This is a genomic window from Bacillus sp. ILBB4 (assembly GCF_035064545.1).
Taxonomy (GTDB): domain Bacteria; phylum Bacillota; class Bacilli; order Bacillales; family Bacillaceae_H; genus Priestia.
The window spans coordinates 1-21,110 of sequence record NZ_JAIQVD010000019.1 but is presented as its reverse complement, the minus strand read 5'-3'; the positions used below and the strand labels follow the sequence as shown (position 1 = coordinate 21,110).

19 protein-coding genes are annotated in these 21,110 nt (G+C 35.6%); 8 read left to right on the top strand and 11 right to left on the bottom strand.

Annotation, left to right across the window (positions count from 1 at the left end; translation table 11 throughout):
* Window positions 1-140: 140 nt before the first annotated feature.
* Window positions 141-371 carry a cold-shock protein gene (locus LAV82_RS29990; protein ID WP_192998811.1) on the bottom strand — a complete coding sequence of 77 codons (231 nt, stop codon included), beginning with the start codon at window positions 369-371 and terminating at the stop codon, window positions 141-143.
* A gap of 263 nt (window positions 372-634) precedes the next feature.
* Here LAV82_RS29990 and LAV82_RS29985 point away from each other — a divergent pair, with 263 nt between their 5' ends.
* The 4 genes from LAV82_RS29985 (at window position 635) to LAV82_RS29970 (ending at window position 3,647) form a co-directional block, all read left to right on the top strand.
* A complete protein-coding gene (locus tag LAV82_RS29985) occupies window positions 635-1,048 on the top strand; it encodes a YjdF family protein (RefSeq protein ID WP_499717529.1) in 414 nt (137 codons plus the stop codon).
* Window positions 1,049-1,529: 481 nt separating this feature from the next.
* On the top strand, window positions 1,530-2,114 hold the full coding sequence (locus LAV82_RS29980; protein WP_098598601.1) for a TetR/AcrR family transcriptional regulator: 585 nt from the start codon (window positions 1,530-1,532) through the stop codon (window positions 2,112-2,114).
* Window positions 2,115-2,280: 166 nt separating this feature from the next.
* The gene (locus LAV82_RS29975; RefSeq protein WP_499717528.1) at window positions 2,281-2,754 is read left to right on the top strand and encodes a nuclear transport factor 2 family protein; all 474 of its coding nucleotides are present in this window, start codon (window positions 2,281-2,283) and stop codon (window positions 2,752-2,754) included.
* Window positions 2,755-2,792: 38 nt separating this feature from the next.
* Window positions 2,793-3,647, top strand: coding sequence for an ergot alkaloid biosynthesis protein (locus tag LAV82_RS29970; protein WP_499717527.1), 855 nt, complete (start codon window positions 2,793-2,795; stop codon window positions 3,645-3,647).
* 256 nt (window positions 3,648-3,903) lie between these two features.
* Here LAV82_RS29970 and LAV82_RS29965 read toward each other — a convergent pair whose 3' ends face one another.
* The 4 genes from LAV82_RS29965 to LAV82_RS29950 all read right to left on the bottom strand — a co-directional run bounded on the left by LAV82_RS29965 (window position 3,904) and on the right by LAV82_RS29950 (window position 9,517).
* Window positions 3,904-5,307 (bottom strand): MFS transporter, encoded by a 1,404-nt coding sequence (locus LAV82_RS29965; protein WP_499717526.1) that lies wholly within the window; start codon window positions 5,305-5,307, stop codon window positions 3,904-3,906.
* 174 nt (window positions 5,308-5,481) lie between these two features.
* Complete coding sequence (locus LAV82_RS29960) at window positions 5,482-6,492, bottom strand: LacI family DNA-binding transcriptional regulator (protein ID WP_499717525.1); 1,011 nt, start codon at window positions 6,490-6,492, stop codon at window positions 5,482-5,484.
* A 106-nt stretch (window positions 6,493-6,598) separates the two neighbouring features.
* Window positions 6,599-7,546, bottom strand: a complete 948-nt coding sequence (locus LAV82_RS29955) for a dihydrodipicolinate synthase family protein (RefSeq protein WP_454189323.1) — start codon at window positions 7,544-7,546, stop codon at window positions 6,599-6,601.
* A 621-nt stretch (window positions 7,547-8,167) separates the two neighbouring features.
* Complete coding sequence (locus LAV82_RS29950; protein ID WP_499717524.1) at window positions 8,168-9,517, bottom strand: SNIPE associated domain-containing protein; 1,350 nt, start codon at window positions 9,515-9,517, stop codon at window positions 8,168-8,170.
* Window positions 9,518-9,965: 448 nt separating this feature from the next.
* Between LAV82_RS29950 and LAV82_RS29945 the strand changes: the two genes are divergently transcribed.
* Window positions 9,966-10,502 (top strand): LPXTG cell wall anchor domain-containing protein, encoded by a 537-nt coding sequence (locus LAV82_RS29945; RefSeq protein WP_499717523.1) that lies wholly within the window; start codon window positions 9,966-9,968, stop codon window positions 10,500-10,502.
* 67 nt (window positions 10,503-10,569) lie between these two features.
* Entirely contained in the window at window positions 10,570-11,223 is a 654-nt protein-coding gene (srtD, locus tag LAV82_RS29940) for a class D sortase, LPxTATN-specific (RefSeq protein ID WP_499717522.1), read from the top strand.
* Window positions 11,224-11,700: 477 nt separating this feature from the next.
* Here the strand turns inward: srtD and bcaP are convergent, their stop codons facing one another.
* The 6 genes from bcaP to hppD all read right to left on the bottom strand — a co-directional run bounded on the left by bcaP (window position 11,701) and on the right by hppD (window position 19,247).
* Window positions 11,701-13,140, bottom strand: a complete 1,440-nt coding sequence (gene bcaP, locus LAV82_RS29935; protein WP_499717521.1) for a branched-chain amino acid transporter BcaP — start codon at window positions 13,138-13,140, stop codon at window positions 11,701-11,703.
* A 175-nt stretch (window positions 13,141-13,315) separates the two neighbouring features.
* Window positions 13,316-14,470, bottom strand: a complete 1,155-nt coding sequence (locus LAV82_RS29930) for a homogentisate 1,2-dioxygenase (protein WP_055991965.1) — start codon at window positions 14,468-14,470, stop codon at window positions 13,316-13,318.
* Window positions 14,471-14,486: 16 nt separating this feature from the next.
* On the bottom strand, window positions 14,487-15,590 hold the full coding sequence (hisC, locus tag LAV82_RS29925) for a histidinol-phosphate transaminase (RefSeq protein WP_499717520.1): 1,104 nt from the start codon (window positions 15,588-15,590) through the stop codon (window positions 14,487-14,489).
* Window positions 15,591-15,762: 172 nt separating this feature from the next.
* A complete protein-coding gene (gene fahA, locus LAV82_RS29920; protein ID WP_499717519.1) occupies window positions 15,763-17,046 on the bottom strand; it encodes a fumarylacetoacetase in 1,284 nt (427 codons plus the stop codon).
* Window positions 17,046-18,062 carry a hypothetical protein gene (locus tag LAV82_RS29915; RefSeq protein ID WP_499717518.1) on the bottom strand — a complete coding sequence of 339 codons (1,017 nt, stop codon included), beginning with the start codon at window positions 18,060-18,062 and terminating at the stop codon, window positions 17,046-17,048. Before LAV82_RS29915 ends, fahA begins: the two co-directional genes overlap by 1 nt.
* 63 nt (window positions 18,063-18,125) lie before the next feature.
* Window positions 18,126-19,247: a 4-hydroxyphenylpyruvate dioxygenase gene (gene hppD / locus LAV82_RS29910; RefSeq protein WP_098598792.1), complete on the bottom strand. Its 1,122-nt coding sequence runs from the start codon at window positions 19,245-19,247 to the stop codon at window positions 18,126-18,128.
* Between the two features lie 259 nt (window positions 19,248-19,506).
* On the opposite strand from hppD, the gene LAV82_RS29905 reads away from it, so the two are divergent.
* Window positions 19,507-19,818 (top strand): DUF1450 domain-containing protein, encoded by a 312-nt coding sequence (locus LAV82_RS29905; RefSeq protein ID WP_499717517.1) that lies wholly within the window; start codon window positions 19,507-19,509, stop codon window positions 19,816-19,818.
* A gap of 260 nt (window positions 19,819-20,078) precedes the next feature.
* Window positions 20,079-20,549, top strand: coding sequence for an Lrp/AsnC family transcriptional regulator (locus LAV82_RS29900; RefSeq protein WP_479522637.1), 471 nt, complete (start codon window positions 20,079-20,081; stop codon window positions 20,547-20,549).
* Window positions 20,550-21,110: the final 561 nt, after the last annotated feature.

The window sequence follows — 21,110 nt, the reverse complement described above, 5'->3', positions numbered from 1 at the left end:
TTTAACAGGTAAATTTTCAAAGGCCTTTGTAAATTATAAAGGCCTTTTTATTTCCGATAATTGTGATTATGTTAACTAATTTTGCATGTGATATACATTTTTTATCTCATTATTTACTGTGTAATAATTCCCTTAGGATATTAACCTAGGACCCGTACCATTTCTGCTTGCATACCTCTTTGGCCATTCACTACTACAAAAGTAACCTTTTGCCCCTCTTTTAAGCTTTTAATAACAACACCTTCAGTCCCTTTAGTCCGTTCAATAGCTGTAAAATGGACAAAAAGATCAGGTCCACTTTCTGGTGTAATAAAGCCAAATCCTTTCTCATCATTGAACCACTTAACTGTTCCAACCTGTCTTTCTACCATATAAATCTTCCTCCTAAAGTATCAGTATTTTTTGTTTCGATAATGTGTTTTATGTTAACTACAATATATATGATATGCATCTTTAAATAGTCTTTTAAAGGGAAACTATCTATACTGAATGTTTTTATGTTAAAATTTGTATGTGGAATGTAAAAACACAATTCGGTTGGTAGTCCGGATGCATTAATATATATTAATGTCAGTGACCTTCCCCTCCTCGGGATGTCCATCATTTCATAGTATGTTTAGAGGAGGGAATCGTTATGTCACTAACGATTTACCATGATGGTCAGTTTTGGGTAGGAATTATCGAAGTTGTAGAAGACGGTAAATTAAGAGCATTTCGTTATGTATTTGGAGCAGAACCTAAAGATACAGAAATATTGGACTTTATTTATTACAGACTACTAAATATTATTAATCAATCGATTCATTCAGGTCTTGATGTAAAAGAAAAATTTGATAAAAAGATCAATCCTAAACGTTTACAGCGCCAAGTAGCAAAACAAATAGATAAAGTTGGTGTCTCCACTAAAGCTCAAGAAGCTATGAAGCAAGAATATGAAGAAAAGAAAAAAAGAGAAAAAAAGAGAGCTAAACAACATCGTGAAGAGCTGAAGGACAAAAAATACCTAATGAAAAAACAAAAAGCAAAGGCCAAGCACAAAGGTAAATAGAGGACGAATAAAGAGCCTTATTATTCAGGGCTCTTTATTTGTTATTTCCTAGAAGCTGTATTATGTTAACTGAAAATGTATGGAGTATACAACTTAAAAACAGAAAAAACTACCCTGGTGTGTGATAGGGTAGTTTTTTCTGTTTCATGAATGGTAATCAATTGTTAGCTGACGTTGCAGATCATCTTGGGTAGTTTGCTCTAAAAATCTAATTTTATTTATTAAAATTGGATTTTTATCTAATACGATTTATTTATAAAGTTTATATAATGTATTACAACCTTCTTATCTTCCCTAGATATGTCTTTCAGAATATAGATTTTTTATCTCTAATAATATGTTTTATGCTAACTTTATTTTTATATATTGACTAGAAAAAACTTAAATACTATCGCAAAAAAGCGCAGGAAAATAATTGTATTTTAATTCTTGACTATTCAGTCCAGAAAGGTTATTATTTTATCCAAGAGGTGGAAATAATTTGGGAAGAAATAAAGAATTTGATACAGTACTAGTCCTTCATAAAGCGATGGAGATCTTTGGAGAAAAAGGTTTTGAAGGTACATCTCTTCAAGACTTACTTAAACATTTAGGAATTGCACGCCAAAGTTTATATGATACCTATGGTACAAAGAAAGATCTTTTTTACTTGGCTGTTAAACATTATGTTGATGAAAAAAATGCGCTTGTGATTAAACACCTTGATAACTCTCCTTCTGTAAAGGAAGCCATCCATGAAATATTTCAAGAAGGTATAAATGCTCTTCAAGATCCTGAACGAGCAAAAATGTGTTATATCATTAACAGTGCAGTTGAACAGATGCCACATAACGAAGAGATTGCCCGGTATTTTCATCAGAAAAACCAGGAACTTGAAACAGCTTTTTATCAAGCGCTTGTGCGTGCTAAAAACCAAAATGAATTAAAAGACCATCACAAAGATCTTTTAAGCCTTGCTCGTTATTTAAATCAAGCGAGATTGTCTCTTACCTTTGTAGCTAAATTAACGCCAGATCTTAGATCGCTCCAAGATGTGGTTCGTATTAGTCTCTCAATTATTGATTAAGGATTAAGTAAGAAACTTTTTAAACTTAGTAAATTTTATAGGCAAGGAAATGATGGAACTTTGCCTATAAAAGAATATTTTTTTATACTTTCCGGACTGTTCAGTCCAAAAAAGCAGCAAATGTAGAACAAAGATTTCAAATAAAATAATAAACGAGGTGTCTACTATGACTAATAATTCAAATGTAACTAGTACCAATAAGAGAGATGCTGAACAAATTCTTGAGCAGTTTTTAACATTTATGTTGGAAAAAGATATGGATAAATGGATTTCTCTATGGGATGAACATGCTGTCTTTGAATTTCCTTTTGCCCTTCCAGACTTTCCAGAGAAAATAGAGGGTAAAGCAAATATCTATGAGTATATAAAAGATTTCCCTGAAAAAATTAATTTATTTAGGTTTACTACCCCTCAAATTCATCACATTTTAAACTCAAATATCTTAATTGCTGAGTTTAAATGTGAAGGCCAGGTTGTTCATACTGGATTGCCTTATAAACAAACTTATATTAGCGTAATTGAAATAAATAACGGAAAAATTAGTCACTACAAAGATTATTGGAATTCCTTAGTAGCAATAGAATCTTTCGGAGGAAATATGATCGATTTTCTGAACAATTCACATACTCTTAACCAGTGAAAAAATATTTGTAGCATAAGAGAAAAGGAGAGATTTACATGAACATACAAAACCAAATACTAATAACAGGTGGAACAGGTACAACTGGAAGTCGTATTGCAAAAAAACTAATAGAACGTGGTTATAAACCTCGGATAGCAAGTCGCAAGAATACTTTGGGAACTGAAGTAGACCACGTGTATTTTGATTGGTATGATGAGGGAACACATAACCTTGCACTAGAAAATATAAAGAAATTATACCTTGTAGCACCTGTAGGTGTAATGGATCCATCTCCTATCGTCTTACCTTTTATAGAACTAGCCTTAAAAAAGGGTGTAAAAAGGATTGTTTTTCTAAGCTCTTCGTTGATAAATGAAGGAGGTCCTGTATTTGGAAAGATCCATCAAGCTGTAAGAGAAAGAACTCCGGAGTGGGCTGTGTTACAACCATCCTACTTTATGCAAAATTTTATTGGTATTCAACACGGCTATACTATTAAAGAGAATAAAGAAATTGTTACAGCTACAGAAGATGGCAAAGTAGGTTTTATAGATGCAGATGATATTGCTGAAGTTGGAGTACATGCACTGATTGACGAGATTCCTCACAATACTAATCATCTTATTACAGGTCCAGAGGCATTAAGTTATACTGAAGCAGCAAGCATTATTGGTTCTGTAATAAGAGAATCGATCCATCATGTTCCTATTTCCACTTCTATTTTAAAAGATAGAATGGTCGAAGTTGGAATGACTAAAGAATATGCTGAATTTATGGTAGGGTTAGATAAAGCAATTCAAAAAGGTGCAGAGAATCGTACTGCTGACACTGTAGAGCGTATAACCGGTAGAAAGCCGCGTTCATTAATTGAATTTGCGACTATAAACGCTCATTTCTGGAAGCAGAGATAATGATTAAATGAATAAAGTTTAGTTTTCTAGACTGAATAGTCTTTCATATATATATCGGACTAATCAGTCTGGAAAATAAGTTATAAATGAAAATAAAACAATTAGAAAATCATTTAACACTAAGCTGTATCTTTTTGTTGATTGATAATATAAACTACCGATAATAAGTTTTATGGTAACTAGATGGGCAGAAAAAGACTGCTTCTTACCAGTCAAAAGAGGTAAGATTATTTTAACCTTACCTCCTGACACTTGCTTATGGTGCGATATCTTCTAATACTTTTTCACGTGTTTCAATCATTTTAAATGCCATAAATGCACCGACTGCAGCTACACAAGCGAATAAAACAAAAACCGAACTAATCCCCTTAGTTCCTAACACAAAGCCAAGTATCGTAGGAGCAATAGCCGAAGCCAATCGCAACCATGCTGTCGCAAATGCGATTCCAAGTACTCTCATACGTGTTGGGTAAATTTCTGGTGTATAGAGGTAGAGAAGAACTGTAATTGTTCCCATGACGCCGTATGCTGCTGAACCTAAATACATAACACTTTCAGCAGATTTTGCACCGTTAAACCAAAGCGTTGTTAAAAGTAACCCTACAACTAGGAAAGCAATAGTTGCCCACCTTTTACGCCCAACCCTATCAATCAGTAATGCACAAGCAAATACAGCTACTGTTTGAATCACATTTGTTAGTGACGCTGCATGTAGAGATTCCTCCAATGGAAGGTTATACACTGTTTTATATAAACTTGGAAGCCAGTTGTTAAGTCCATTAGCAACAAAATAAGACGAAAACCAAAGAGTCCAGACAATTAGTGTTCTACTGCGGTAAAATGGGGAAAATAATTCTTTCCAATCTCCTTTTACTACAGCTTGGGGTGCACTAATCTTTGCTTCTATACGTTTATCTGTACTCGATTCAATTTCTTTAATTACTCGTTCAGCTTCATCGAATCTACCCTTTGAAATTAACCAACGAGGAGATTCACGCAACTTAAAGAAAAATAAGAAAACAATCAACCCACCAATTCCACCGATTAAAAACATCCACTTCCATCCGAAACTAGGTACAACTAAAGCACCAATCTGCGCAGATATCATTAACCCAAGAGGAAAGATCATTTCATATAGCATAAAAAAACGTCCGCGACCTTGTGCAACTGAAAGTTCATTTATATAAGCTGCAGCAACAGGAACCTCACCACCTACTCCGATGCCTTGTACGAACCGCAACCACAATAGTGCGTGAAAATTACCTGCAAATGCGCAAGCGATACTCATCCCAGACATTAAAAAAATGGTCCATTTTGCGCTATAGACACGTCCAAATCGTTCTGCTAACCATCCAAAAAAGATGGCTCCAATCGCTTGTCCCAGATATCCAGAACCAATCAGAATCCCAATTTGACCAGGTGTTAGATTCCACAGTCCAATTAATACAGGCAAAACGAATGCTAGAGATAGGGCGTCGAAAGCATCAAAAAACGTAGCTGATCCCATAATGACACGTGGTTTAATATGCCAACGTGAAAAAGGAACGCTCTCTATACGTGTAAGCAGTTCAGTAGCACGTTTAGACAAACCAATTTCTTCGTGATCATAGTTGATAGTCTTAGTGGGTTCTGAAGAATTTCTGTTTAATTCTGTATTCATACATAAATCCTCCTTAGTAGCCATTCCCTCTAATCGCAATGACAATGATCCTAAGATGTATAAAACAATACTTAATTAAAGTGGAAATATAAGATTTTAATAAAATGAAAAGGTTTACAACAAAAGACAACAACTAGTAGACTCTAAAATCTTTTTAGAGCCTACGTATGAATGTTAGTTATGTTTTTTTGGCCTATCGGTTGTGGACCTATCGACATATTCCATCGTGAATACGACGTCTTTCTTTCGAATTTGTTTCCCTTCTAACATACTCGTCAGGATCGAGGTTGCTTTTTGTCCAATACCTAGTAAATCCACATGAACCGTAGATAACGCAGGAGTTATAAAGTCTGAAATCGGAACATCATCAGCTCCCACAACGGATAAGTCTTCAGGTACTGATAAGCCAATCATATCAGCTGCTTTAATAACGCCGATGGCTAAATAATCAGATGAGCAAACGATGCCTGTAATGTCTCTATGTTTTTTTAGAAACGTAGCTACTTCTGTTGTAGCTTTTAGAGCATCAAATTCAGCAATTTCAAAAACATTTTCAGAAGAATAATTTAAACCTAATTCATCCATTTTCTCTTTGTAGCCGTTCAAACACTTGACACTATGCATGGAACTCATCGGTCCATTCACAATCCCAATATTTCGGTGCCCTAGCTCATAGAGAGCATTCACTGCTTGTTTGATACCATCTTCATCATCCGGTCGCACACAAGGGAAAGGTGATCCTTCTAAATAGCTACCTACTACGACAATCGGTAATCGAATACTCTCTAACCATTCTAAGCTTAATTCCTCATTTCTAGGTGCAAAAAGGATAACACCATCTACGGCTTGAGTTTCAAGCAACCGTTTCTGTTGGGAAGAGGTAAACGACATCATCATATTATAGTCCGTCTCGTCAATTCCTTTTGCTATTCCTTCTAATACTGTTGAAAAGAACGGATTATTTAAAATAAATGATCCCCTTGGAACTACAACTGCAATATTTCCTGTATTTTGTTTAACAAGCCCTCTTGCTCCTAAATTAGGACGATAATCTAATTCTTCCATTACTTTGCGAATTCGTTCTGCCGTTTTCGCACCAACACCCGGTTTATTTGTCAATACTCGTGAGACAGAAGCTGTTGAAACACCAGCTTTAAGTGCCACGTCCTTGATACTTACACTCATAGTACATACCTCCGTGGGTCAAGTATATCTATCTATTATAAACGAGTCCCACCTAAATACTAAAGAGTAGTGGTTGCAAGATTGCCCCCACTACCTACAACATTTATTACGCTTTCACTTCATCTTTTAGTAATCCTACTTTTAGTAATCCTTGGCGAATCTCTTCTACCTCTTCTTCTTTTAAAGGTAATACTGGACGTCTTGCTAATGAACTACTAATTAATCCACGTTGATACATTGCTTCCTTCATACGTAAATGTGAGGTAGAAGAAGGCTCATCCATTTTATATACAGCTTGCTTTAATTCAAAGATACGGTCATACACAGCGTTCGCAGCCTTTAAGTCTTGATCTTTCACACATTTCACTAGTTCTGCGATTAAATCCGGTACAAAACAGCCAAATCCAACTAATGCACCGTCGATTCCTTGAACTAAAGTAGGTAACAAATATTCATCATGACATGTTAACAGTGAAACATCAGGCGCATTCTTTTTTAGTGCTCGAATATCTACTTCATATTGTGCAATATCTCGTTGTCCGACTTTAATAGACACAACGTTTGGAATAGCAGCCATTTCTAATAATTGGCTAGTTGTATACGATGTTTTTGTCCAAGTTGGATATTGGTGAACAACGATTGAGATGTTAATCGCTTCTGCCACGTCTTTAAAAAACTGTACTGGTGATTCTTCTTGCATTCCAAATCGGAGCCAAGAATGTGGAGGCATAAGGAGGATTCCACTTCCTCCAGCTTTTTCTACAGCTTGAGCATGTTGGATGGCCTCGATTGTTCCTTCTGCTGATACACCAGAGATAACAGGAATGCGACCTTTTAATTCGTCTGCTGCAATTCGTACGGCCTCTGCACGTTCTTCAGGCAATAAAGTCATAATTTCCCCTGTATGACCATTTACTACAATTCCATTAACTCCTTCATGATCTGCGACCCAGCGAACTAAAGAACGAAAGCCCTCCTCATCGATTGAATAATCGTCCTTAAACGGAATAAGAACTGCTGGAAATACGCCACTCCATTTTACTTTGTTTTTCATTAAAAGCATCCCCTTTGCCAATTTTTAATTTATAGTAATCGTTTACGTAAATAATCATAAAATGAAAACGCTTAATTGTCAATATTATTTTTATTTTCTGACAAAATAAATTAAAAAACGCTCTTTTTACACCTTTTATAGCAATTAAAACTAAGAAAAATACCGAATATACAAAGTAAACGTTTACTTATTTAGTGTCGCGACTTTAAGTTTTTATCTTTAATAACTAACTTTAAAATTGGCTTTTAAGGTTAATACCTTACTGTTAGTTTTGGAAAATATGCACTTTTAAAACTATTTACATAAAAAGAAACCTTTGCCATACAGGCAAAGGTTTTTCAAATTTATTGGAATAGGAGGAATACTTTATTAGTCTGTCCAGATTTGTAGATTCATATACACATAACTTTTAAAATAAATATTGTGATCGATTATTTTTGTTTCTTATTATTTGAAACCAACGATTACTTTCAGTAGAAACATTTAAAAGCGTTCCAGCGTTTACATACATATAAGCACTTACTTTATATCTAATGAATAATAAAATGACTTAATAAAAAAAGGACCCCCTTATTACAGGTGTCCTTTTTTCGTGCTTCTATAAATTTTTAAAGCTATTCTTTAAGCAGATACAGGTTCATCTGATATACTTTCTCGGAACTCTTTTGCTTCTGCAATTTTTGTGAACTGTACGACTTCATTGTGATTTCGGCGCACTTCATCTTCAATTTCTTGTAGTGTTACATGGAAAAACTCTTTGCGGTTATTGACTTTGTTAACGCGTCTATGATGAAACGCTTTATGTAGAGCATTCTCAAGGCTAGGTGCATCCTCTGAAAAAATTAACGCGTGCGTATCAAAGCGAAATGGTACGGATGCGTCTCCTAATTCTTTTACGCGGTCAGTCGGGTCTAATCGTCTCGTCATCCCAATTTTGTAAACATTTTCGCCAAATGAACCAAGATTTGAGATGACATATACATAACCAGCTCGCGTATTCTGTTCACGATGAAATACGTTTTCTTTATCTATACGAATAAGAGCTAGTTTCGCTTCTAATTGCTCAATTTTTCTAAGCAAGGAAGAGTTTTCTCGACTTGCTTCTTTCGTTAAACGTTTTTTTAAGCTATATATTTCATTTAAAAAGTGTCGTTCTTCTTTTTCGATTTTTAATTTAGCTACTTCAATTTCTCGTTGTGCTCGTTGTTCTTCTCTCATAAGGTCGCGAATGCGTCGCTGTTCTTCTTTTTCTTCTTCTACTTTTTGTGCATACTCATATGCTAGATACAGTTCCTCTATCTTTAAAGAAAGATAAGGGTCAGAAATACAGATTTTGTTGTGCTTATTAATTTTGTTTAATGTTAGATATGTTTTTCTAATACGGGATTCCATTGCATCAACATTTGTAAATTTAACTTTGTTAATGGCCATGTCGCATTCTTTGTTAAATGCGTTAATTGTTAATTTAATATTATTGTTATTCATTAGTTTTCCTTTAGATTTACTACCATCTAAAAGCCACTCATCTGAGTGATAGGTTGCTCTGTGATTTTTCACCAGTCGCTTCTGTTCATTACGAATGGTTACCAATCTAGCTTTATACTCATCGGAAGTCTCGAGTGCATATTTAGGATCGTAGAAGCCAACAGACTGCATTAATAGCTCATCGTCCAAGATAATTAGCTCTTGTTCTTTTCGTTGAAGCTGTTCTGAAAGACTTTCAACTTGCTGTACTAATCCTTCTTTTTTACGTTCGTATCCCTCTACTTCATTTTGCAAAACATTTTTGGTTTGCAGTAGAGATTCTACGTCTCCTAACCCCATCTCCTGCCAATGTTTCATTTGAGCATTTCGTTCCATGTAGTGCTTAACTAATAGCACGATACCAATAATGAATGGAACGATAAGAAATGAAAAAGCAAATAGGAGTGAAATAAACCATATTTGTAAATACCACTTTGATGCGTTCATTGATGTTCTCCTTCTTATTCTTTCAGCTTGCTTTAACTTCATACCACTCGTTTTCTATCAATTTGTATGAAAAGTAAGCAAACCATTTATAAGTATACACTATTCAGTGGGTCCTGTATTTTTTTAAAACCTGAAATTGTACTGAAAAGATCGTTCTAAAAAGAATAATATTGCATGTTATTCCAAAATACTAAGAGAATACATTGTTTTGTAACAAAGGCTACCCTTTTTAACCTTTCAGGAAGAGACGGAAGAAAATCACTCATTTGAACCTAGTTTAATTCAATAAAATGGATAAAAGTAATGATATTATCATATAAAACTGAAGAAATTGACGAATAAAGGGAAATTATAGCTAATACCCCAGATTATTGTTGAAATTGCCAGAAAGAGAGTTTACTATGAAATTGTTAGCAAATCTGACACACAAATATTGGGGGTAGGAGAAATGAAAAAAGTAACATTTGCTTTGGCAGCAGCGTTAACATTTGGGGGAATTGGTACCGTAGCAACTACAGCATCAGCAGAATCAAACGGTTTAGATAAAGACTGTTCTGATTTTAAAGGTAAGCCATACCAAGAAGTAGTAGACTACTGGAATTCAAAAGGTTACACAGCAACAAATGATCCTGAGAGATTAGATGGCTGGGGTAACAAAGTAGACGATGGTATTCCTTGTGAAGCTCCATCTGACTATGACACTTCTAAGATTAACGGTATTGGTAAGAAAGAAGAAGCTACTTCAGAAGAAACAACTAAAGAAGAGACTACTACAGAACAAACTACTGAGGAGCAACCTGCAAAAGAAGCAACTGCTACTAAAGAAGACAATTCTTCTTCAGAGCAAAAAGCTACTTCTGACAAAAAAGAAGGCGAAGAGCTTCCTGAAACAGCAAGTAATAATCCACTTGGTGTAGCAGCTGGTTTAGCTGTAGCAGCTGCTGGTGTGGTAGTATTTACTCGTCGTAAAAATTCAAAAGCATAATATAATGGATATATAAAATAAAAGGGGCGGGATTATTCCTGTCTCTTTTTTATAGAGGTGCAGTTGTATGAGAATATTAGGCATTTGTCTATTTGTGATAGGCATTTCCCTAGCTGGCTATTCATTCTTTGAGTGGAACTTAGGAAGATCATCTTCAGAGACTCTATCTCCGAAGGAAATAAACCATTATGAAGTCAAAGAAAAAGAAGATGTAGGCCAACAAAGTACTGAAGTAAAACAAAAAGATTCAACTACCGATGTGAATCTAGAAGAAGTCGATACCAAGTCTTCAGAGAAAATGGAAGATTATAATTACAACAAAGGTCAAAAAGTAGCGAATCTCGTTATTCCTAAACTCGAATTAAAATACTCAGTGTATTGGGGAACAGATGCTGATACCTTGAAAAGAGGCGTAGGGATGTTTGTTAGTGATTTAACTACTACTCCAATGGGAATGGGACACACAGTATTAAGTGGGCACCGCGACACCGTATTTACAAGGCTAGGTGAACTTAAAACGGATGACAATCTAATTGTAGAATTTGATAATAAGCTTTATGAATACCAAATTAAAAAGATTTGGATTACACATAAAGAAGATCGAACAGTAATTGTTCCTAAAGATAAGCCTACGCTTACACTAACAACTTGCTATCCATTTGATATGATTGGAAAAGCGCCTGATCGCTACATTATTCAAGCTGAAATGATAAATAACTAAAAGCGACTTACCATTAATAGGTATGTCGCTTTTTATTTTATTTATCTAGTTATTAACTTTGTTGAAGTTGAGTCCAATCAGTAATTAACTTGTCATCTATAACATTCTTGAAAGTAATAATTAATGTTTTAAACTTGTCTACTTTTTCAGCAAACCCCATTCCGTTGAGAAATAGCCACTTATGAATAGTATCTGGGTGTAATTTAGAATCCTGATTTAATACTGTTTCTATGTAGCTACTGCAGTAGGGGATGAGTAGAGTGTGGTGTATGAGGTAAAGGAAACAATTTTCATCTAAAAAAGGATGCCAATAGGCATCCCTTTTGGCTTTAGTTATAATGAAATGTTTGATTAAACAGATTCTATCACACAAAATTGTTTGTCCTAAGGCAGTTAATGAATAGAAGATTACATGTATTAAGATAGACGTTTTTAATTAACTTGAATATATTAATTAGATAAGTGCATGTAGAAGGCTTATAGAATCTCTCTCTTATCTATTTCTTTATCAGCTTTTAAATTTTTCTCCCTCTTTCCTAATTCACTATTTCTGTAACCAAATATAAAGTAAACAATAAGACCAATCACCAACCAAATTCCGAATCCAATCCAAGTGGTCATCGGTAAATTAAACATAAGGTAGCCACAAAATAACATAGAGATAATAGGAATAAACGGAACAAATGGGACTTTGAAAGCGCGTGGTAGTTCAGGTTGTGTTTTACGCAAAACCAATACGCCTACCGAAACAACCAAGTACGCAAAGAGTGTTCCGATATTAACTAGTTCAGCTAATCTATGTAAAGGAATGAATCCAACAAAAATCGCAACTAAGATTCCTGTAATCCACGTATTTATAATAGGGGCCTTCTTAACTGAATCGACTTTGGACATTGTTTTAGGCAATAAGCCATCCCGACTCATAGCAAAAAACAAACGCGTTTGTGCGTATAAAAGTACAAGTAACACTGTAGTCATTCCCGTTAAAGCTCCTACTGAAATAAAGCCTGCTACCCAGTCTTGGTGAATATAACTTAAAGCAAAAGCTACCGGGTTTTTCACATTTAATTCAGTAAAGGGAACAACGCCTGTTAGAATGAAGGAAACAATAATATATAAGATCGTACATATAGTAAGGGAAGAAATAATCCCGATAGGCATATTGCGCTGAGGATTTTTTACTTCCTCGGCTGCAGAAGCTATAGAATCAAAGCCAAGGTAAGCAAAAAAGACAGATGCAGCACCTGCTGTTACCCCAGAGAAACCAAATGGCATAAATGGTGTCCAGTTTCCTGGTTTTACATACCATATTCCGATGACGATGAATAAAAGAACAACAGCAATCTTAATCACAACCATGATATTATTTGCACGTGTAGATTCACGTAAACCACGAGAGAGCAGAAAGGTAATAACTAAAACAGCAGTAATAGCTGGAATGTCAATAAAGGTACCTTTTCCAGGATCGTAAGCACTTGTTATAGCAAGTGGTAATTTCAACCCGAACCCACTTAATAAGCCTTGAAAATAACCTGACCAGCCACTAGCAACTGCTGAAGCTGCAAGTCCATATTCCAACAGTAATGCCCAACCAAGAATCCAGGCCATCACTTCACCAAAAGTGACATAACTGTAGGTGTAAGCGCTACCAGAAATAGGGATAGAAGAAGCAAACTCCGAATAACATAGCGCAGCAAATATACAGGCAAGTCCTGAAAAGATAAACGAAAGCACAAGAGCCGGTCCTGCGTGTTCTGCGGCGGCTACTCCTGTCAAAACAAAAATTCCTGTGCCAATAATGCAGCCAATCCCCATCATTGTTAGATCTTTAGCTCCAAGTACTTTGTTCAGAGATTTATCCGTTTCTTGAACACTGGCCAACATATGAGAAATTGACTTTTTTCGAAATAAATCCATGTAGGTTCTCTCCTCAAAAATGGAATATTTGTTTTATAATTTGCACTTCTTCTAGAATAAGCGTATTAGTGGCCTTAATGATTAAATAAAAAGGGGCTGGGCGTTTAAATAACGCCCGGTACAAAAAGCATAAAGGCTATGATATCGGCCATAAAATTTAACTAAGTATATTTTTCTATTTATACCAGCTCTGCATGTAAGAAGAATCTTCGTAACGATGCGCTTGCTTAACGACATGAAGTGGTCGGAATGTATCAATCATAACAGCTAGTTCTCGCGTTTCTTTCTTTCCGATGCTTTCTTCCATTTTCCCTGGATGTGGACCGTGTGGCAGCCCACTTGGATGAAGAGTAATAGATCCCTCCTCAATTCCACGCCTACTCATAAACTCTCCATCCACATAGTATAGTACTTCATCACTTTCTACATTGCTGTGTACATAAGGAGCCGGAACGGCCTCTGGATGATAATCATATAACCTTGGCACAAATGAACAAATTACATAGTTATGAGCTTCAAATGTTTGGTGAACTGGAGGTGGCTGATGAATTCTACCTGTAATTGGTTCGAAATCATGAATACTAAAAGCATAAGGAAACAAATACCCATCCCAACCTACGGCGTCTAATGGATGAAAGTCAAATAAATAAGAAGTCAACATACCTTGAGCTCGTACACGAACCTCGAATTCTCCTCGTTCATCTTTTGGCTCTAGTTTTTCTGGTGTTCTTAAATCACGCTCACAATAGGGAGAGTGCTCTAGAAGTTGACCATGCTCATTGCGATAGCGTTTTGGAGGCATGATTGCTGAGTTTGATTCCACAATGAGAAATCGTGCCTGTTCTGTTTCTAGAACTACTCTATATGTAGTACCAATAGGAATAACTAGGTAATCACCTGGAAGAAAAGACAATTCACCAAAGATACTCTCTATTTTTCCTTTTCCTTCATGGACATACAGCATTTCATCGCCTTCCCCATTACGATAAAAATATGACATTTGTTGTGTTGGCCGGGCAACTCCAATGGCTACATCATCATTAACCATAAAGATTTTTCTTGCTTCAAGGAAATCCCCTCCTGCTTCGGTTTCCCAAGTGTGAAAGTGGCGATGTTTAAGTGCCTCTTTTTCTTCAATCTCATAATGGATTTCTGTGATTTTTTTAGCCTCTCTTACTTGTGTTGGGGGATTGATATGATAAATGAGTGATTGAATACCCGAAAAACCTTTCGTTCCCATAACTTGCTCATAGTGTAAGCTCCCGTCTTCTTTCCGGAATTGTGTATGGCGTTTAGCAGGAACCTTCCCCATCTTTACATAATGCGGCATAAACACTGCTCCTCTCTTATTGTATTATTTCGCGAAGTGCTTGGATAAACGCTTCATTTTCTTCTTTTGTTCCGATTGATACACGAATTGTGTTTGGGAGTCCCAATACCCCTCCGGAACGAACGATAATTCCTTTATGCAGTAACAATTGAAACACATTATCACCCGATGAATTTAGCCTTATCATTACAAAATTACCTTGGGATGGAAAATAGCTGAGACCCATTTTTTCAACCTCTGCTGAAATATATAACCTTCCTTTCTCGTTCTCTTTTTTACACTTGCTGACAAACTCTAAATCTCCCAATGAGGTAGTAGCTGCAACTTGTGCCATACGATTAGTGTTAAAGGGTTCCTTTACCTTAATAAGTTCCTTTACAAAATTTGAATGCATTACTCCATAACCAATACGTAGAGCAGCCAATCCATAAATTTTTGAAAAAGTACGTAAGACAATCAAGTTTGCATGAGCGTGAATAAGTGGCACCGTATCCAAGTGGTCTTCTGCTGTCACATATTCAAAATAAGCTTCATCAACAACAAGCAGTATATGATTAGGAACTTGATTAATAAATGATGTCAGTTCCCTCTTTCCAACAATCGTTCCAGTAGGGTTGTTTGGGTTACACACAAAAATCATGCGCGTTTTGTCCGTAATAGCAGCGAGCATACCACCAAGATCGTGCACCCCGTTCACAAGTGGTACTTTAATCGCCCTGCCCCCTTCGATGATGACATTCGTTTCATAACGAGGGAATGTGACGTCTGCCATGATAGCCTCGTCCCCAGAACGGATATAGCTGCGTGTGAGCAAACGAAGAATTTCATCGGACCCATTTCCCGTTATAACTTGCTCTTCCTTAACTTTTAATTGTTTCGCTATTTTTTTTACCAGAACAGGCGCCGTTCCTTCCGGGTAAAACATTAGATTTTCCATTTCTTTTATCATGGCCTCTTTTGCCATTAGTGAATAACCTAATGGATTTTCATTCGAAGCAAGTTTAATAATGCGATTAAGACCTAATTCTCGCTTCACTTCTTCAATAGGCTTACCTGGTTTATAAACATCAAGACCTTCTAATTCTTTCCGTGAGATGATTTTATGTTCAAGTATCTCCATGCTTTCACCCATCCTGTTCTATGTAATTTTGTTACAGACTGATACAGTGATCTCTCCAACCTTTTTCTCCACTTTAACCCATAAGTTCTACTTAGTTGTAAGGCCCATCAGTTGACTCTAATCCCATTCCCAAACACATCTGTCTTGGAATATATTGAACGAGCTTTACGAGTTAAATGTGAGATAAAGTATAAGATTGTTTAAGGGCTGGAAGAACTCGTCCTGTCACTTCCCCAAATCCAATTCTATATCCCTCTCCTTGACACCATCCTGTAATCGTTAGCTGATCTCCGTCTTCCAACCAAACCCTCTGTTCTCCATTTTCCATTTCTATCGGCTCAGTTCCACGCCATGTTAGCTCCAATAAACTTCCTCGCATCTCTTTTTTAGGCCCACTAATTGTTCCTGAAGCAAGCAAATCACCAGGACGTAAATTACATCCTCCTACTGTATGATGAGCAATCTGTTGAGCCATGGACCAGTAAAGGTAACGAAAATTACTTGTGGAGATGGTTTTGGGATTTTTCATTCCTTCACCCTTAAGATTCACCTCTAAATGAATATCAAATGAACCAGGTTTATTTGTACGTAAATAAGGTAACGGCTCTGGCTCCTGCTCTGGTCCAGCTACTCTAAAAGGCTCGAGAGCTTCAAGTGGCACCACCCAAGGAGAAATTGAAGTAGCAAAACTTTTAGATAAGAATGGTCCAAGTGGTTGATATTCCCAGGATTGGATATCTCGGGCGCTCCAGTCATTGACTAGTACAAGACCAAAGATTTGTTCCTCGGCATTTTCTAAGGCAATGTTTTTTCCTCTTTCATTACCTGGACCAATAAACCATCCCATCTCTAATTCCAAATCAAGTTGACAACTCGGGCCAAATAAAGGTGCATTTGAATTCGCTGGTTTCATTTGTCCTTGTGGACGTCTTACATCAGTCCCACTAAGAACTACTGAACTAGCTCGTCCATGATAACCAACTGGCAAGTGAGTCCAATTCGGCATTAAGGCATTTTCCTTTCCCCTAAACATAATGCCTACATTAGTTGCATGCTCTTTTGAAGCATAAAAATCTGTATAATCCCCAATTTGTGCAGGCAAAAGCATTTCGACATTTTTTTGAGGAATTAATGCAATATCGCGAAGGGCATAGTTATCCCTTAAAATTGACTCATCTTCATGTAGTAATTGTTGGATACGTTTTCTTACATCCCGCCATGCTTTAGTTCCAAGAGACATAAATTCATTAAGAGAAGATTGTTCAAAAACTCCTTTTCCCTCTACATCCGTACCATCAAAATATCCCTCAGCATCTAGCACGGAAAGATCCAACACATAATCACCAATCGCAACTCCAATACGGGGAACCCCCATCATAAGGGGGCGAAATACACCGTAAGGAAGGTTTTGAATGGGAAAATGTGATTTAGGATCTACCTCTATAAATGATTTCATCATCTCCACTCCTCTTCTATACTATAAATTCCTAATGCACGTAGGTCTTCACGGGGCTCATCGAAACTACAGCTGCCATATGAACAAAGTAATTTTTCTCGTAATCTTATAATTTCAGAAGTTGGGACGGTTAAATCGTGCCATTGTAATCCTTTATCAGTGAACTTGAAATTCTTTGATTTCTCATCATCAAGAATTTTTACTGTTGATACTATATTTAGTTTTTTGATATGAGCTAGCATCCCAGCTGTAAAAACATTGAGGAAACCATGCATTCGTGTATTCACTTCTTCACGATACATACGAATTGGATGATGTAGTCCGGCCGTGAACTTCACGGGAATATCTCGATCACGACATCCGACAAGTACGGTTGCTATTTGCTGAGAAGTTGGAAATGCTTTTGCTGTAACTCCACCAGTCCGTAATTTAAACCCTAGTAAGAGATCGCTTTCATTATTATGCGCAGCAATAATATCCAGAGTTTCAAGTATCTTAGATTCCCAGTCCCTATCTAAAGGTATTGTCGCTTCACAAAAGGTTTGTAGTCTCCTCCTGTCTGTCGCTTTTGTAATAGTTTGTAATAAAGCACGATCAGGTATATGAGGCGGGAGGGGAATCTCGCATATGTCAATTTTGATATTCCTCTTATATTCATTACGAAAAGATCTAACTATTTCAAGATCCGCATGTAAGCTATTTAGGAATTCAATCTTATTATTACTCCTAGATCCTAAAGCTGAGATGATTAATGGACGGTCTTTTGAAAACATCGATACATACGGAATAAGTTGATTTAGTTGTGAGATAGGAATAATAAACCGTCCGAGCATCCATGAATCTTTACAAATTTGAAATTCCTTGTAATTTTTTATTGAGGTTTCCAGAGATAGATTAGCTGGTGGAAACAACCCAGCATAATCAATTAGATCTGATAAAAAAGCATGGATACTAGTTTGCAATTTTGAGCTCTCGCTCATCTCAACACCACTTCCAGCTATACTCTTTATATTCATGTCGCATTCCTCCTTTCTTTTTCATATTTACCAAGCAAATATTAATTTAGCTTTAACTATAGCTTAAATATTCCCTCGACGTTCTTGTTCACGTTCAATGGATTCAAATAATGCTTTAAAATTTCCATCTCCAAATCCTAGAGCACCTTTACGTTGAATAATTTCAATAAACAAAGTCGGACGATCTACAATAGGTTTTGTGAAAATTTGAAGTAAATATCCTTCATCATCACGATCAACTAAAATACTAAGTTCTTGAAGCTTTTGTAGATCTTCATCAATTTTTCCTACCCGTTCACTTAGTTCTTCATAATAAGTAGCTGGTGTGTCAAGAAACTCTACACCATTGTCTTTCAATGCTTTAACTGTTTTAATAATATCGTTTGTAAGTAGTGCTAAATGCTGAACACCTGGGCCTTTATAAAAGTCTAGGTACTCTTGAATTTGTGATTTTCTTTTTCCTTCTGCCGGCTCGTTAATCGGAAACTTAATACGCCCTGTTCCATTCATCATGACTTTAGACATAAGAGCTGAATACTCTGTTGAGATGTTTTCATCATCAAAGTGTTTAAGTACATTGAAACCAAATACTTTTTCGTAATAAGTTGTCCACTCATCCATAATCTCTACGTTTCCTACGATATGGTCAATGCCAACAATTCCCGTAGAAGATGTACCAGTCTCTAATTCATAAGATTGATACCCTGGTAAAAAACTGCCTTTGTAATTCACTGTCTCTACTAATGTATGAACAGTGTCCCCATACGTACCAATAATCGCTTTCTTAACAATTCCATTCTCATCTTCTTCAGACCATGGCTCTCGAATGGCAATTGCTCCTCGCTCAATTGCTCCCTTATATGTCTTTTCAATATCAGAAACTTTTAATGCAATGTCTTTTGTTCCCTCACCATGTAGTTTTACAAATGCAGCAATATCTGTAGTCTCCTCAAGACTTCCTGTAACCACTAGACGAATTGCTCCTTGTTCAAGCACATAAGAAACACGATCACGACAACCTGTCTCTAATCCACGGTAAGCCTTAACTTTGAAACCAAAGGCATTTGAATAATAATAAGCAGCTTGCTTCGCATTCCCTACATATAGTTCTAAGTGGTGGATGCTTTGTACCGGAAAGATTTCCTCTTTTTTTGTTTTTTTCGTTTCTAATACTTTTTCAGACATTGAAACAACCTCCTATTTTTTAGTAGATGAATAGTTTTATTCCCAAATAAGGGGATAATATTTCCAACAATCTAAATATTATAACTAGTTTTCTCGTTAAGCAAGCGCTTACATTGAAGCGTTTATTCTGTGAAAGGTTTCCTCCTTAACGTGCTAAAGCAAGAATACGTTGCTGTATATTCTTGCATCTTTTTTTAAAATATTTGTAAAATCATTCTAAATCCTATCAACAAATTATTAGTCTAAAGGAGAGAACAAAATGGAATACACTATTAAATTTTGCCCTTGTAATTTTGAAGAAGAGCTCTATGATGCAAAAGAGAAATTGCAACAAATTTCAAATGTGGAAATTATAGAAGAAAAATGTTTACTTTATTGCGGCCAATGTTTAGTACAGCCATTTGCATTAGTTAACGGTAAAAACATTGTCAGTGATAGTGTTAATGATCTTCTTGCAGATATTTTACAGTATCTCGAAGGCACACAGATAAATTGCAGTAAAACAAAACTACAGGTGAATTGTGAAGAGTGTGGGAGTTGTAATTTCCATAAGGAACAAGTACTTCGTTGAACCTTTGATACTAATGTCGGACTTATAGCATAGTATCGTCTTGCGTTGAAGAATCTTCTGTTAAGGCTTTACAGATCATCTATTTAATTTTTCAACTTATTATCTTAAGTTGGATTTATTTCTAACCATCAAGATAAAAATGGATTTAACAATTGATTTATCAATATAATAATCATGTATAGCCAAGTAACCTTTTTAGATTCATGCTAATAGTGTCTTGATAAAGGAATATAAGAACAATTTTATTTGGAGATGAAGTGATGAAAATGGATTTGATTGATTGTAGCTTACTGCAATTTATACAAGAAGATAGTAGAATTACTGTCAATGAATTGTCTAAAAGATTACTTCTAAGTCAATTAAGTATAAGAAAAAGACTACAACGTTTAGAAGAAAATGGTGTAATACAAGGTTTTACGGTAATTATTTCACCTGACGCAATTGGAAAAAGTGTAAAAGCAATTATTCAAATAGCGAATTTAAAAATAAAAACTCAGCAATTTGAAGAAATTATCAAAGGAGAAAAAGATATTTTAGAGTGTCATCGGATAACCGGAATAAACAGTTATTTTATGAAGACGGCAGTTTCATCCATAAAACAGTTAGAAGACTTTTCAAACCGTTTGACCCATTATGGTAAAGTCAATACATCTTTGATTATTACTTCTCCCGTATCTCATCGAATTTTACTACCCAAAACTGAGTATCTTCAACCAATCAAGAATGAATAACGCGCAGTGATATCATCATAAAAGACTAGTATAAAACTGTAAGGAAGTAGTTACAGTTGTGAACTACTTCTCTCTTTAAGAGGCTTTTTTTATTAAACAAAGACTTCTTATTAACGAGTTTCTTTCTAAAAATATTACGAGGATAAATAGCATTGATTGAAGTTGAAAACTTTCACTTTGATCTCGATTGCTCACACGTATGTATCCAAATCTTTTGTTTTCTATTTTTATACCTCATTTGTGGTTCTCTTCCTCTTATTCTATTAAAAACGTTCGTAAAAGTGTATGCATTCTATAAGACGTTCGTAATTTATTTTCAAATTTAAACGAACGATAAAAATAATAGATTTCTTATATAAAAGAAAAGTCCGTAAACGTATACTTTTACGGACGAGATATCTAAATCTATTACAAGATATTAAAGTGATTATTATTGTTAACAAAATAAAAAGCCACCCAGTATTTGCAGAACAGGTGGCTTTTCACTATAAAATGCATGTGCAGACACATAGTAACATATTTTCCCTATAAATACTATATTTTAAAGGACAAGCATTTGTA